Genomic DNA, 15,747 nt, shown 5'->3' on the forward strand with positions numbered 1-15,747 from the left:
ATAGCAATGGTAGAATACGGCTTGAAATCAACGGTCTCTGGCATAGACAAATATGACATTGACCGGGCAGGACAGGTTTTTTGGAATTTAACCCCCGCAGAATTAGTCGAACACGCCTTAAATAATGACGAAGGCAAACTGACTGACACCGGAGCATTAATGTGCGACACCGGAAAATTCACCGGACGCTCTCCAAAGGATCGTTTTGTTGTTGAAGATGAAAAAACTAAAGATTCTGTATGGTGGGGAGATATCAATATCCCTATTTCTCCAGACCACTTTGACAAGATCTACAAAAAGATGATTGCCAACCTTGAAGGCAAAAACCTGTACGTAAGAGATGCTTTTGCAGGAGCTGACCCTCGATACAGACTAAACCTGAGAGTAATCAATACAAAAGCATGGCAAAACCTGTTTTGCAACAACATGTTCATGAGGCCTGAAAGAAGTGAACTTGAAGGTTTCGATCCGAATTTCACTATCATTTGTGATCCTGATTTTAAAGCTGATCCTTCTACAGATGGTACGCGCCAGGAAAACTTCGCTATTATCAACTTTACAAAAAGAATGATCCTTATCGGGGGAACTGCTTATGCCGGAGAAATGAAGAAAGGAATTTTCTCTGTCCTGAACTATATTCTTCCTCATGATGAAAATGTTCTTTCAATGCATTGCTCGGCTAACATGAGCATGGATGAAACTGATACGGCGATATTCTTCGGACTTTCAGGAACAGGCAAAACAACCCTTTCTGCTGACCCTGAGAGACATCTAATTGGAGATGATGAGCATGGCTGGACTGACAACGGGGTATTTAACTTCGAAGGTGGTTGTTATGCAAAAGTTATTGATCTTTCCAGGGAAAAAGAACCAGAAATCTGGGATGCAATTAAATTTGGTGCTATTGTAGAAAACACCCGATTTAAAGAAGGTACCAGAACCGTTGATTACGAAAATACTTCAGTCACTGAAAACACGAGGACTGCCTATCCTATTCACCATATAGCTAACGCTAAAATTCCTTCGATGGGCGGCATTCCTAAAAATATATTCTTCCTGACTTGCGATGCTTTCGGTGTTTTACCTCCGATCTCACGACTTTCAAAAGGTCAGGCTATGTTCCATTTCATTTCAGGATACACAGCAAAAGTTGCTGGAACTGAAGCGGGAATTACAGAGCCTGTGTCTGCATTCTCAGCTTGCTTCGGCGCTCCATTCTTACCATTGCATCCGACTAAGTATGCCGAAATGCTAGGCGAAAAAATGGAAAAATACGATGTGAACGTTTGGCTTGTGAACACAGGCTGGAGCGGAGGTCCATATGGAGTAGGTTCAAGAATGAAACTACCTTATACAAGAGCAATGATCACAGCAGCTCTTAATGGCACCTTAGCAAAAAGCGATTTTGTGAAACATCCTGTTTTTGGTTGTGAGATGCCGACTTCTTGCCCTAATGTTCCTGATGAGGTTCTTGATCCAGGAAAAACCTGGAAAGACAAAGAAGCTTACGATGAAAAAGCCAACAATCTTGCTTCTATGTTCATTAAAAACTTCGATAAGTACTCTGATTTCGCCAACGACGAAATCATGGCAGGAGCTCCAATTACCGGAGAAAAAGTGAAATAATCTGTAAAATTTATACTCAATAAAAAAAGGGACCGATTCGGTCCCTTTTTTTATTTTATAATCTGATAAAATAGAAGGAACACAACTAAATAGTTATGTTCCTTTATAATTTAACTTATTAATTCAATTGTAGAGAGTAGGTATTATTAACCAAATCTAAAGTAACGGTATAATTACCTGCTTCAGTCACCTGGATGTTATCTCCACCTGCGTCCAGACTTCCATCTGCACCACTATCACCATAATTTAAATCCCAACTATCATTGGCACGGAATTTCATTTCACCAACTTCTAAATCACCAGTCCAGGTCCAGATTCGTCTCTGTCCATCATATGTCATATCCTGATCTTGAGCCCATCCAGCATCTCCGTAAGGTGGTATTGCTGATCCAATTACTCCCCACACTACTGGGTTAGAAAGCTCAATTGTCAAGTTAGCTGCATCAACAACCACTTTATACAATCCTGCCGGAACAGAATAGTTTCCTCCAGATGGATCAAGAGTTCCTGAGTAACCATTAGCTGTTGCTGTTAATGTACCACCCCAGGAATTATCCCAATTTGGAGCAGGAGTAATTTTAAATTCTACAGGATCACTACCGTCAAAAAGAATTATATTCTCATAAATATCATTAAATTCATAAGAATAAAGCCTTCCTTCTTCAGCACCTGGTGACCATCCCTGATAAGCACCAGGAACGTAATACATTGGATAATCTATCAATGTTTCATACGGAGTAACAGTATACGATTTAACGTCTGAATATAAGGTATCAACATCAGGAACAACAGCTGAGTAAACTCTGGCGTAAACAGTAGATTGAACATCTACTGGTAAATCCATAGAAAGTAGGGTTCCATTGATATCGCTTACTTTCAGATCTGCTGAAAGATCATTCGTTGTTACTATTGTAGCCGGATCAGTAAAAGCTTCATCAGTAGATAACTGAACGAAATATGAAGAGGCTGAACTAAAACCTAGATCGGCAGCAGTCCACTCAAATGTCAAGGTATCATCTGCATTATCTTTAATGAACTCCAAGCCGCCCTGGGCTGGAGAAATTAATGAAGGAGCAGTTGGCTGATCACTAATCACCACTTCATCAAAGTTTTCTTCGCAGGCTACAAACCCAATTGCAGCCATTAAAAATGCTAGTATTTTATATTTACTTTTCATGTTATTTGCATTTAAGTTCATTAATAACCTGGATTTTGTTCCAAATTAGGATTGGCAGCTATATCAGAAGCTGGAATTGGGAAAAGTTGATATTTATTATCAGTCGCTCTTCCTTCCTGGATTCCACCTTTCCATGGCCATACATAATCCGCTGAAGTAAACACTCCATACCTGATTAAATCAGTTCTTCTATGGCACTCCCATGCTAATTCTCTGGCTCTTTCGTCAAGAATAAAGTCCAAAGTAAGACCATCCTGAGTAATATTTCCTGAAGTATCACCGTAAGCTCTTTCTCTCAATGCATTAACATATCCAAGAGCTTCTGTGGCTGTTCCACCTGATCCACCTCGCAAAACTGCCTCTGCATACATCAGGTAGATATCTGCTAACCTGAAAATAGGGAAGTCTGTGTCTGTGAAAGTCAAATCAGATCCAGGTTGTCCAGAAGAAGTAATATTCTTCCATTTAGTTACTGCATATCCATCAGTAAAAGTACTCAAATCTTCAATTTCAAGACTTTGTCCATCTGTGAAAAATAGAGCTCTTGAGTCAGTATTACCTGAGATATCATCAAATTTATTTACAAATGCAGATGTAGTTCTTAATCCGGCCCATCCACCATCGATACCGAAAGCAGAAGCACTCATATCTCCACCTACAGCAGCATGAATGATAAAAGTCGTACCACCATATGATTGAGTATTCTGACCATCAAATGCTACTCTGAAAATAAACTCATTAATATCGTTATTATCAGCAAGGAACATCTCCTGGAAATCAGGGTGCAAAGTATAACCTGCATTGATAACCTTATTACAATAAGTAATACAATCAGTATACCTGCTAGTACCATTATAAACTTCTGCATTTAGGTAAAGCTTAGCAAGTAATGACCATACCGCTGCTCTGTCTGCTCTTGCAAACTCATTTGACATTGGTGCAATCATTTCCTCTTCTATTGCAAGAAGTTCTGACTCAACATATTCAAAAACTTCTTCTCTAGACGCTTGTCTCGGAAGGAATGCACCAACGTTATCTTCTTCTGTTACAAAAGGAATATCCCCAAAAAGGTCAAGTGCATGCCAATAACTTAAAGCTCTTAAAAACCGAGCTTCAGCTCTGAAATTAGCTATTGTTTCTACATCAGTAATACCTCTTTCAGCAAGTTTATCAGTATTAGATTGTCTCAAAAATTCATTAATCAAAACTATTTGATAATAAATACGAGAGTACATTCCTCTAATAAACACATCATTTGCACCCCAATCATGATTATGAAAATCTTTGATTGTCTGGTCATTCCATGCAATTACTGCTTCGTCAGTAGTTAATTCCTGATGATAATAGTACTGTCTCAGATAAGATGAAAAACCTTCATCTATACCAGCAATATCTCCTTGTCCTGCAGGACCTTGCTGACCAGTAAGTGCTAAACCTCCATAGATCTTTGCTAAAACTTGCTTATAGGATTCTACATCTGTAAAAACCGTTTCTGCAGTTTCTTCGTCCGGATCTATCGGCACAACATTAAGGTCATCTATACAAGATGTCATATAGACAACCAATCCGATAAATAATATATATATATTTCTTTTCATTGTCTTAGTATTTAATGTCTCTATAATTATAAGTTCACACCTATTCCAATTAAGAATGTCCTTGGTCTAGGATAGAAATTATTATCTATACCACCATCAACTTCCGGATCCAATCCAGAGTATTTCGTTATGACAAATGCATTTTGCACTGTGAAATTGGCATATAAGCCTAACTTATCAGATAATAAATTTCCGAAATCATAACTTAAGGTCATGTTATCCATTCTGAAGAAAGAAGCATCTTCCAGATAGAATGATGATAAATATTGAGGCTGTAAGAATCCTGTATCATAAAAATAAGGAGATACATTGTTCAGATATCCAGTAGAATTATAAACATTAGCTAACTGACCATATTGTGATGCTACGTTATTATAAACGTGGTTTCCAATATTCATTCTTGCATTAAATGAGAATGTCAATTGTTTATAGTTAAACATTGAACTAAATCCAAAATATGCATCCGCTGCAGGATCTTCAAGTCTGATTCGATCCAGGTCATTAATTATTCCATCACCATTTTGATCAACATAAAGCCCTTCTATAGGTGTACCGCTATTATTGTAGACTTGTTCGTAGACAAAGAATGAATTTCTAGGATAGCCTGTGCTATGAATTTGGACAGTGTTTCCTACACCTCCTCCAATACCGCCAACAAAAACCCCTAAATAATCAGGATTATCTACTGCAGTCAGATTAGTGATTTCATTTTCATTGTAAGTGAAGTTTACACCAGCATCCCATCTGAAATCTCCGGTATTAACAACCACTGCATTAACAGCTAATTCCAAACCTCTGTTTTCTAAACTACCAATGTTAGTCAGTAGCTCGTTTGTGAAGTTTGTTCCTTGTGGAATAGGAATGCTATTTAACAGATCAGTACTTTCTTTATAATAGAAATCAAGACTACCGGTAATTCTGTCTTCAAGGAATCCAAAATCTATACCTGCATTCCAGGTTGCTGTTTCTTCCCATTTCAGATTTGCATCATAACCTTCAAATCTGGTTGTGCGATAAAATTGATTACCTAACTGATACCTTGCTCTTGGCCCACTAGTTGTCACCCTTGCAAGGGCTGGGTATCGTGATAAAACATTCTGCTGTCCGATTTCACCATAACCTAATCTCAACTTTAACTGTGAGATTGTTTCATTATCAACAAGAAAATCTTCCTGATCGATCTTCCAGGCAAATGCTCCTGAAAGGAAATTACCCCATCGGTTATCTTCACTAAAACGAGAAGATCCATCTCTACGATAGGTAGCTGTAAATACATACCTGTCTTTCAATGTATAGTTCAATCGACCATAGAAAGATATTAGAAAAGCTTCACTTTTATCAATTCTTAAAGAATCTTTGATATTTGATTCACTAGCATCATATACCGTATTTGAGTTTTCATTATAGAAGGACTGGTAAGAATACCCTCCTAGTAGCTCAAGCTTACTATCAATTGATTCAATATCCTTTGTATAATTAAGGTAGAATTCTAAAATTTCATCCTTAGTTTCTCCTTCATAGTGATTAGTTGTTCCATTACCAAATTCATCATCAATAGCATAACTGGCATCTGCAGAAACAAACTCAGTACCATCAGTAGATGACTGGTCTAAACCAAGATTTAAGTTTGCTTTTAACTCTGGTAAGAAATGGAATTTATAGGTAATATTCGCGTTAGTAGTAATACGATTTACTGTTGCTGAATTATTTGTCTGCTCAAGTAATGCAACCGGGTTAGTCGGTGCAATTGTAATTGGGCGAGAAGGGTTTGAAGGCTGTTCCCAGTAAAAATAACCACCCCACTGTCCGTCAGAAACTCTAACAGGTTGAGTTGGATCAAATGTTACCGCTGCTCCTATCGCTCCTTGATTAGCAAATCTGTTTTCTACCTGCGAACCTTTGAAGTTAACATCTAACTTAAGATGATCATCAAAGAATGAAGGATCAAGATTAACACCAACAGTTCCTCTTTCAAAATTAGACGTTCTTAAAATACCATCCTGGTTTGAGTAATTTACTGAAACTCTGAATGGTGTATTAAATTTAGAACCTGAGAACGAAAGGTTATGTTCTGTTCCTATAGCAGTATCGTAAATTTCATCCTGCCAGTCAGTATTTTCATTTCCTAATAAATCCAGTGCATCTGTTGGTACATTACCAAAAGCTACCTGATTATTAATCAACTCTCTGTATTCATCAGAAGATAGAACATCAGCTGTATTTGGAACTGTGTAAATTGACACATTACCATTATAAGATAGACTTAACGGTGCATTTTTACCTCCGCTTTTTGTTGTGATCATAATCACACCATTAGCAGCTCTTGAACCGTAAATCGCAGCTGCGGAAGCATCTTTAAGAACTGTAAATGATTCAATATCATTTGGGTTAATCGTACTTAAAGGGTTTCTCATTCCTGCAATACCTGTTTCTCCTAAAGGCACACCATCAACTACTATCAATGGATCATTACTTGCAGATAGAGATGAACCTCCACGTATTCTGATAGTTGATCCTGAACCCGGAGCACCACCATTTGTAGTTACCTGAACACCAGGAAGTCTACCAACTATCAAATCCTGAGGAGACACCATCGCTCCTTTATTAAAATCTTCTTCCTCAATAGCTCCCACAGAACCTGTCACATCGTCCTTCTCCTGGGTACCATATCCAATTACAACAACTTCAGATAAAGCTTGAATATCTTCTGCTAAAGTCATTTCAATTGTTGTTCTGCCGTTTACAGGCACTTCTTCTTTCACAAATCCAATTGAAGAAAACACAAGGATGGCATCACTCGGTACAGTTACCGAATAATTACCATTTACGTCTGTTACTGCTCCATTATTTGTCCCCTTTTCGATGACATTTACTGCAGGCAAAGGCTGACCATTAAAATCAGTTACTGTACCTGAAACAGTAATGGATTGTGCTTGAATGGAAGTAAAAGACATTAAGCCAATTACAACAATTGCGAAGCACATTAACTTTTGATAAAGCTGCTTCATAAATTATGTTTATTTAGGTTATCAGTTAAAAACACGATTAAAAATTAATTTTTCTTATTAAAACAGATATTTGTCTGCATATAATTCCAGTTTTTCTAAAATGATTATCAAAAATTAAAAATTCTTCAATAAATAAGCTTTCCGAGACATACTTTTCGAAAACGTTTGCAATTAATAAATTTGTAAAAAAATGGCTCTGAAGCTTCTAAAAACGGTTTTTTTATGTAATTCTTGATAAGCATCTATACCAATTATAAATAAATCTATATCCTAAAAACAAAGATTATTTTACTTTTTTTAACAATTCCGAAACACAAATCGCATATTGAATACAATTAGTAAAATCAAATTAGTGGAAATCGATGAAAGCTATTGAAATACAAACACTTAACTCAAAAGAAATAAAACTTGTTTCGAAAACGATTCCGGAAACTTCTGTAGATGAAGTATTAATAAAAGGCCTTGCTGCTGCATTAAATCATCGCGATGAATATATTCGGGAAGGTTTATATCCCGGTATCAAAAATGGCGTAACACTGGGTTCTGATCTTTGCGGTATAGTCGTAGAAGCGAAAAAAGATAATAGCCTCATTAATAAAAGGGTTATCGTTAATCCAAACAGACAATGGGGAAAATCAGAGAAGGTCCAATCCAAGGATTTTCACATCATGGGTTTGCCTCAAGATGGAGCTCTGGCTGAATATTGTAAAGTACCTGCTGATAAGATTTTTCCTGCTCCCGAATTTCTAACAGATGAAGAATGTGCCGCTCTTCCTTTAGCCGGACTTACCGCTTACCGAGCACTTTTTTACCATGGAAAAGCAGAAAAGGGACAAAAAGTATTGATAACAGGCATTGGTGGCGGAGTAGCCCAGTTTGTATGTCAGTTTGCTATAGCCCAGGGTTGTGAAGTATATATCACTTCCAGCAGCAAGGAAAAAGCTGAAAAAATGCTAAAGCTTGGAGCCACTGAGTATTTTAATTATAAAGAAGAAGACTGGCATAAGGAACTTTTAAAAAAAACAGATGGAGGTGTAGACCTGATTATCGATTCTGCTGGAGGTGAACAAATGAATAAGTATATAAAAGCAGCTAAACCTGGAGGTAAAATTGTATTTTATGGTGCTAGCGCAGGTAAAACAGATAAATTTGATCTCCATTCAGCCTTTTGGAAGCAACTTACCATACAGGGTTCGACCATGGGTAGCGACAAAGAATTTGAGAAAATGCTCGATTTTGTAAACAAACATGAGATCCATCCGATTATAGATAGTGAAAGCTACAACCTGGAAAATGCTATAAAAGCCTTCGATAAAATGAAGTCTGGAAAGCAATTCGGAAAATTAGTGATTAACTTAAAAGAAAATTAATCCTGCTCGAACTGCCAGTTAGTATATGCATTGCGCAATTCGGCAAGCGTTTTGAGATCTCCTTGTATTTGAGCTAGTTTTATACCTTCCTCAAAGATTTCAGAAGTTTTGTCCGGATCAGAATCCATAAAAAAATGTGCTGCATGATAATAAGTTGGCAGATACTCAGGAAAAGTTTCAAGAAGCTTAACAAAATATTCTTCGGCTTCAGTACGATTTTCATCCAAATACTCGAGCGCCAATGCATAGTAGTTAAATGGATCGGAAGAATCTTCTTTAATATAGGTTTTCAGCAACTCTATGCGTTGTTTATTCATGGTTTTAAGTTTTATTATAACGTTTGAATGAGTATATTCGTGCGAAAATAGTATGTATTCATAACAAATTTTATTCTGTATAAATATGAAAATACTGGTTTGTATAACACACGTACCCGATACAACTTCAAAAATCAGTTTTACTGATAACAATACCAAATTTGATTCATCGGGGGTGCAATATATCATCGGCCCATATGATGATTATGCACTGGCTAGAGCAGTTGAACTAAAAGAATCTAATGGTGCAACTGTTACTGTATTAAATGTTGGAACTTCTGAAACAGAACCAACAATAAGAAAAGCATTGGCAATTGGTGCTGATGATGCAATCAGAGTTGATGCATTCCCTGAGAATGGTCATTTTGTTGCTGAGCAAATCGCACACATTGCAAAAGAAAACAATTACGATCTAATTCTTATGGGTCGTGAGTCGATTGATTACAACGGTGGAGCAGTTCACGGAATGGTGGGCGAAATGCTTGGCCTTCCTTCTTTATCTCCGGTAATGACTCTTGACATTGAGGGTAACACTGCAAAAATGGCAAGAGAAATTGAAGGTGGTAAGGAATATGTCGAAGTAGACCTTCCTTTCGTTGCTGGTTGTCAGGAACCTATCGCTGAATGGAAAATCCCTAATATGCGAGGTATTATGACAGCAAGAACTAAACCACTTAACGTAGTTGAAGCTGTTGACACAACAGAAAAAACAGAACTTAAAAACTACGAGCTTCCACCAGAAAAAGGTGATTGTAAAATGATAGATCCTGACAATGTAGAAGAGTTAGTTGATCTGTTAAAAAATGAAGCTAAAGTCCTATAATCAATCAAACGAGAATTAATTATGTCATCTATATTAGTATTTGCAGAAAGTACAGACGGAAAATTCAAAAAGACATCAAGAGAAGCGGTAAGTTACGCTGCTGAATTGGGTGGAGATGTTACTGCCGTTGCTTTTGGAGATATTGAGCAGTCTGAACTTGAATCTTTAGGAAACAATGGAGCCGGAAAAGTTTTACACGCCGGTGACGATAAATTAAACCAGGGTGTGATCCAGGCTTACGCTTCAGCATTAGCTCAGGCTGTTGAACAAACCGGAGCCGAGATCGTAGTATTTTCAAAATCTTCTTTAGGAGATGCTGTTGCTGCGAGATTAGCTGCAAAGATCGGGGCTGCACTTGCAAGTAACGTAGTCAGCTTGCCTGATACATCAAATGGTTTTGTAGTTAAAAGAAGTATCTACACTAACAAAGCTTTTGTTAATGTAGATATGAAAGAAGGCAAAAAGATTATTGCAGTTAAGAAAAATGCAGTAGGAATCAAGGAAGATGGTGGAAGCGCAACAGTAGAAAGCTTCTCTCCGGACCTCGGTGATACTGATTTTGCTGTTAAAATTACAAAGACTGAAAAAGCTGAAGGAGATGTACTTCTTCCGGAAGCTGATATCGTTGTTTCTGGTGGTAGAGGTCTTAAAGGACCTGAGAACTGGGACATGGTAGAAGAGTTGGCCAGTGAGCTTGGTGCAGCTACAGGATGTAGTAAACCAGTATCAGACATGGGATGGAGACCACATCACGAACATGTCGGTCAAACAGGTGTAAAAGTCGCACCTTCCTTGTATATTGCGATAGGAATCAGTGGAGCTATTCAGCACCTTGCCGGTGTGAATGCTTCTAAAGTACTGGTTGCCATAAACAAAGACCCGGAAGCACCTTTCTTCAAGGCCGCTGATTATGGTATTGTCGGAGATGCTTTTGAGGTAGTACCAAAATTGATTGATGCTGTCAAAGCTTCTAATGACTAAAAAATTTTTATATATCTGTGGATAATAGAATACGACTGGAAATACTTGGACTATCATCGAGTCAATCGCAAAGCGGCTCATTCGCACTTGTATTAGGTGAAGTTGGAGGCAACAGACGTCTTCCGATCATTATCGGAATGCCTGAAGCACAAGCTATTGCTATTGAAATTGAGAAGATAACTCCTAACAGGCCCATGACGCATGACCTGTTCAAGTCGTTTGCCCATAGTTTTGATTTCTCTGTTGAATCAATTACCATCAGCGAATTAAAAGAGGGCGTGTTCTATGCTAAAATTGTTTGTCGCAATGAATCCAAAGCAGTAGAGATCGATGCCAGACCTTCTGACGCAATTGCTATCGGTTTACGATTCGATGTTCCTATCTTCACTTATGAGCAGATCATGGAAGAAGCAGGAATTGAACTAACCGAGGAAGCTGATGAAGAAATGTCTGAAGCTAAAAAGGATAAGACCAAGTCTACTGCAGAAAAAAGCAAACCATTCACAGATCGTCTTAAGGATTTTTCAATGGACAAATTAAAAGAAATGCTCGACAAGGCATTGTCCGAAGAAAGCTACGAAGAAGCAGCTAAGATCCGGGACGAAATTAACAGAAGAAATTGATTGAAAATCAATAAATTTAAAAGCTTTTATCAAAAGCCTTTCCATCTTTGGAGAGGCTTTTTTATTTTTGGCCAAATTTTTAATTTTTTATGGATATTCTTAGAGCCCTTTTCGGCATTTTAGTACTCATTGGTCTTGGATTTTTATTCTCTCGTAATAAAAAAGCAATTGACTGGAAAATCGTTGGTATCGGAATAGCTCTTCAGATAACTTTCGGATTACTTATTGCAGAGGTTGAAGTCGTTACCAAAATCTTTAGAGGAATATCCTACGCCTTCGTTAAATTTTTAGATTACGCCGGAGAAGGAGCATTTTTCTTATTCGGGGGACTAGCTAAGAATAGTTTTGAAGATGCCTCTGCAGGCCATCAATTAGGCTTTATTTTCGCTTTTCAGGTATTACCTACAATTATATTTTTCTCCGCTGTTTCCAGTGGCCTTTATTATCTTGGCATTCTGCAAAAGATCGTGTATGGTATTGCCTGGGTAATGTCAAAGACGATGAGACTATCAGGAGCAGAATCATTATCTGCTGCTGGTAATATATTCCTGGGGCAAACAGAAGCCCCTCTTTTAGTACGTCCTTTTATAAAAAACATGACCCGGTCAGAACTAATGTGCTTAATGACCGGTGGTATGGCTACGATGGCAGGAGCTGTGCTTGCAGCCTATGTAAAATTACTCGGTGGTGATAGTATTGAATTACAAACTCAGTATGCCTCTTACCTCCTTTCGGCATCATTTATGAATGCCCCTGCTGCAATCGTTATGTCGAAGATTCTCGTTCCGGAAACTAACCCGGATAGCATCGATACTGAATTAAGAGTTAATAAAGAAAACATTGGTGTTAACCTGGTAGACGCACTATCACAGGGAACAAGTGTTGGACTTAAACTGGCTGCTAATGTCGGTGCTATGCTATTGGCATTCATTGCTATTATCTATGCTCTAAACGGACTTCTTGTTGGAGTCGTAGGTGATTATACCGGATTAAACCAGTATGTTATTGAGTCTACCAATGGAAGTTTTGATGGCTTCTCTCTTCAATATATTCTTGGACAGATATTCAGAGTTTTTGCCTGGGTAATTGGAGTACCATGGCAAGACACTCTTCAGGTCGGAAGTTTACTCGGTCAGAAGACAGTGATCAATGAATTCATCGCTTATGATAACCTGGCCAAAGGTCTGAAAGGGGATAATCCTTTAACTGGTAAATCACTAATCATTGCTACCTATGTACTTTGTGGTTTTTCAAACTTCAGTTCGATAGCAATCCAGGTAGGTGGCATTGGCTCATTAGCGCCTAATCAACAAGGAAACTTATCTAAACTGGGTTTCCAGGCTCTTTTTGCTGCTACCATTGCATGTATGCTTACCGCAACGATTGCCGGTGCATTGATCAGTGAGTAAATCTTTTTGGCTTTGTTAGTTCATTGGTTTAATTTGAAAAAAATTAAACCTGACTTTATATGTCCATTAAAGATTTTCGATTTCTTTACATTTTACTCTTTCTCGTATTTGTATCCTGTTATCAGGAATCTACCTCGGTCGAAGAGCAGATTGTCGTTGATGAAAACTTCAGGGTAAATAGTGATTTTTATTCGACACAGCTTTTCGAGGATGTACAAATGGCAGCAGTATTTCCGGATTCAAAAACATTTGCAGATGCTATTCCATTAAAGCCCATACCCGCAATTCTTGATCTTTATAAAGAAAAAAAGAACGCCGAAAATTTTAACTTAAAATCGTTCGTAAGTGATAATTTCAAATCTCCCGATAAACCTGCATCGGGCTTTGTTTCTGATACTTCCCTTCGTGTAAATGAGCATATAACAAGGCTATGGCCAATATTAACAAGGGAAGAAGAAAATCAACCAGAAGCAGGATCACTTATTCCCCTACCCTATGATTACGTTGTCCCGGGTGGCCGGTTTGGAGAAATCTATTACTGGGATTCGTATTTCACGATGCTGGGTCTTGTGGCTGATCATAAAGAAGGTTCTGTTCGAAATATGGTGAACAACTTTAGCCACCTTATCGATTCGATAGGATTTATTCCAAATGGCAATCGAACCTATTTCCTCGGTAGAAGTCAGCCCCCTTTTTATTCATTAATGGTTAGAATGGTTCACGAAAATTATGGCGACAGCATTTCAAAATATTTGCCACAACTATTAAGGGAGTATAATTACTGGCAAAAGGGTTCGGAGAGTCTGATAAATGTCGGTGAGGCAAATCGGTCTCCTGTAAAAGTATCGGATGGACTTATTCTAAACAGATATTTCGATACTAGAACCGGACCCCGACCGGAATCTTATAAAGAAGATGTTTTCCTTATGAAACAAGCTAACCGGGATCCGGAAGAGCTTTATGCTGATATCCGTGCAGCTTGTGCTTCAGGATGGGATTTTAGCAGCCGATGGTTTGCTGATGGAAAAACAATGGCAACTATCGAAACAAGCAAGATTGTCCCTGTAGACTTGAATGCCTTAATATTCCACCTGGAAGTGATGATCAGCAAAGGATTTGATGAATTGCAAAATGGAGTCAAAGCAGAAGAATATGCCGAGAAAGCAGAAATCAGAAAAGAAGCAATAAGAAAATACTGTTGGGATGAAGAGCAACAAGTATTTTCGGATTATCACATTGATAGCGGCACAGTTACTGGCAAAAAAACACTGGCAATGGCTTTCCCTTTATTCTTTGAGATCGCTACTCCGGATCAGGCAGAAAAGGTAAAAGAAACTTTAATGAATGAATTTCTTAAAGAAGGAGGCTTCACTACGACCCTTGTAAATTCAGGTGAACAATGGGATGCCCCAAATGGCTGGGCCCCGTTACAATGGATCACGATCCAGGGATTGAAAAATTATGGTTTTCATGCTGAAGCTAATGAAGCAAAGCGACGCTGGATAAATCGAAATAAGGAAGTCTTTAAGAAGACTGGTAAGATGGTTGAGAAATATGTTGTGACCGGTGAAGTTGAGGAAGCCGGAGGTGGCGAATATCCATTACAAGATGGCTTTGGATGGTCGAATGGGGTATATAAAGCATTGACTCAGTTAAAAGACTGATGATTTAATATCTTAACAACTGGAAGCAGTCATTTCAGCGTTACAAACGCTGGTCTCAATAACAACCTCGTTACGCTTCGCTAAACAAGGTCGATGGGGCTGCTTTTTATTTTTTATAGATGTTAGCAACGAAGAAAGCAATCGTCCTCGTTTGCAACGAGGATGAGCGAGAATGGCGTTTTTAACGCCTAAACTTTCTTTAATCCGGATAAAAGATCCAACGATAATGGTTCGACATTGCAAAAGTCGGACAGCAGGTTTCTCTAAAATTAAAAATTCAGAATGAAAATTCTTACCAAGGAAGAACTTGAAATAAAGCTAAATGAAGTGTTTTCAGAAATAAAATCTAAAAACATTACCACAAAAAATCTCCTCTCAATCACATCTGAAATAATAGAATCTTGTGTGGAGATAAAGCTTGACGAAGGTAGTATTTATTTTATTTATCATCAGAAACAAAAAGCCCATCCAGTGGGTGGAATTAGTATAAATCAACACACTTCTGTATTAATTCCAAATCCTTACAATATCAAATTCATATATGATGAGAATAGTAAATTGATTGAAATCAAAAGCGATAATATCAATTTGACTAAAAAACTGATCGAAAAAATTAATTTAATCCCCTCCTATCCAATCCATTTCAAAAAAGGAAAAGAATTGAATGCAATTTTTAAATTATATTTCGAAAATTTACTCCTGATTAAACAAGATAGTTTCATTACTTCCAATGAGATAATTAATAAAGTAATTTACTTCTACGCCTACCTTTTAGAAATTTTTAATGAGTTTGAAGAATCCTGATAATCCTCCATATTTTGTGTTCTTACAATTTAATTCAGGTGATGATATCTTAACGCTAAATCTGGACTCACTTTGCATAAACAAAGTCTCTGATTTCAAGTGTCTCCACTTGAAATGCAAAAGCAGATAACACCTTGCTTGTGGAGACACAAAGCAAGCAGGAGCAGTTTGTTGCAATGTTTAATTATAATCCCCTGCTCTTCGGGATTTGTAATTCCGAAGCCTTATTTATGGATTTGTAATCCATATTTCTATTTCAACGTTACAAACGCTGGTCTCAATAACAACCTCGTTACGTTTCGCTAAACAAGGTCGATGGAGCAGCTATAATTTATGAAACCCACGGA

General features: G+C 37.7%; 12 protein-coding genes. 8 read left to right on the forward strand and 4 right to left on the reverse strand.

Going from position 1 to position 15,747, the window contains the following annotated elements:
- Positions 1-6: 6 nt before the first annotated feature.
- A complete protein-coding gene (pckA, locus tag OO013_RS17390) occupies positions 7-1,626 on the forward strand; it encodes a phosphoenolpyruvate carboxykinase (ATP) (protein WP_266058256.1) in 1,620 nt (539 codons plus the stop codon).
- 118 nt (positions 1,627-1,744) lie between these two features.
- Here the strand turns inward: pckA and OO013_RS17395 are convergent, their stop codons facing one another.
- The 3 genes from OO013_RS17395 to OO013_RS17405 are packed head-to-tail and all read right to left on the reverse strand — an operon-like array spanning position 1,745 to position 7,409.
- Positions 1,745-2,803 carry a SusE domain-containing protein gene (locus OO013_RS17395; RefSeq protein WP_266058257.1) on the reverse strand — a complete coding sequence of 353 codons (1,059 nt, stop codon included), beginning with the start codon at positions 2,801-2,803 and terminating at the stop codon, positions 1,745-1,747.
- A 20-nt stretch (positions 2,804-2,823) separates the two neighbouring features.
- Positions 2,824-4,401, reverse strand: coding sequence for a RagB/SusD family nutrient uptake outer membrane protein (locus OO013_RS17400; protein ID WP_266058258.1), 1,578 nt, complete (start codon positions 4,399-4,401; stop codon positions 2,824-2,826).
- A gap of 26 nt (positions 4,402-4,427) precedes the next feature.
- Positions 4,428-7,409 (reverse strand): SusC/RagA family TonB-linked outer membrane protein, encoded by a 2,982-nt coding sequence (locus tag OO013_RS17405; RefSeq protein WP_266058259.1) that lies wholly within the window; start codon positions 7,407-7,409, stop codon positions 4,428-4,430.
- Positions 7,410-7,771: 362 nt separating this feature from the next.
- Between OO013_RS17405 and OO013_RS17410 the strand changes: the two genes are divergently transcribed.
- Entirely contained in the window at positions 7,772-8,779 is a 1,008-nt protein-coding gene (locus OO013_RS17410; protein ID WP_266058261.1) for a zinc-dependent alcohol dehydrogenase family protein, read from the forward strand.
- Here OO013_RS17410 and OO013_RS17415 read toward each other — a convergent pair.
- Complete coding sequence (locus tag OO013_RS17415; protein ID WP_266058262.1) at positions 8,776-9,096, reverse strand: tetratricopeptide repeat protein; 321 nt, start codon at positions 9,094-9,096, stop codon at positions 8,776-8,778. The genes OO013_RS17410 and OO013_RS17415 overlap by 4 nt on opposite strands.
- 85 nt (positions 9,097-9,181) lie before the next feature.
- Between OO013_RS17415 and OO013_RS17420 the strand changes: the two genes are divergently transcribed.
- The 6 genes from OO013_RS17420 to OO013_RS17445 all read left to right on the forward strand — a co-directional run bounded on the left by OO013_RS17420 (position 9,182) and on the right by OO013_RS17445 (position 15,400).
- Positions 9,182-9,919, forward strand: a complete 738-nt coding sequence (locus OO013_RS17420; RefSeq protein ID WP_266058263.1) for an electron transfer flavoprotein subunit beta/FixA family protein — start codon at positions 9,182-9,184, stop codon at positions 9,917-9,919.
- Between the two features lie 21 nt (positions 9,920-9,940).
- Complete coding sequence (locus OO013_RS17425; protein WP_266058265.1) at positions 9,941-10,900, forward strand: electron transfer flavoprotein subunit alpha/FixB family protein; 960 nt, start codon at positions 9,941-9,943, stop codon at positions 10,898-10,900.
- Positions 10,901-10,917: 17 nt separating this feature from the next.
- Positions 10,918-11,523: a bifunctional nuclease family protein gene (locus OO013_RS17430; protein ID WP_266058266.1), complete on the forward strand. Its 606-nt coding sequence runs from the start codon at positions 10,918-10,920 to the stop codon at positions 11,521-11,523.
- 89 nt (positions 11,524-11,612) lie between these two features.
- Positions 11,613-12,932, forward strand: a complete 1,320-nt coding sequence (locus OO013_RS17435) for a NupC/NupG family nucleoside CNT transporter (RefSeq protein ID WP_266058267.1) — start codon at positions 11,613-11,615, stop codon at positions 12,930-12,932.
- Positions 12,933-12,991: 59 nt separating this feature from the next.
- Positions 12,992-14,596, forward strand: a complete 1,605-nt coding sequence (gene treF / locus OO013_RS17440; RefSeq protein WP_266058268.1) for an alpha,alpha-trehalase TreF — start codon at positions 12,992-12,994, stop codon at positions 14,594-14,596.
- Between the two features lie 282 nt (positions 14,597-14,878).
- Positions 14,879-15,400, forward strand: a complete 522-nt coding sequence (locus tag OO013_RS17445; protein WP_266058269.1) for a hypothetical protein — start codon at positions 14,879-14,881, stop codon at positions 15,398-15,400.
- Positions 15,401-15,747 lie beyond the last annotated feature (347 nt).

Source organism: Mangrovivirga halotolerans (assembly GCF_026241165.1).
In the GTDB taxonomy this organism is placed as follows: domain Bacteria; phylum Bacteroidota; class Bacteroidia; order Cytophagales; family Cyclobacteriaceae; genus Mangrovivirga; species Mangrovivirga halotolerans.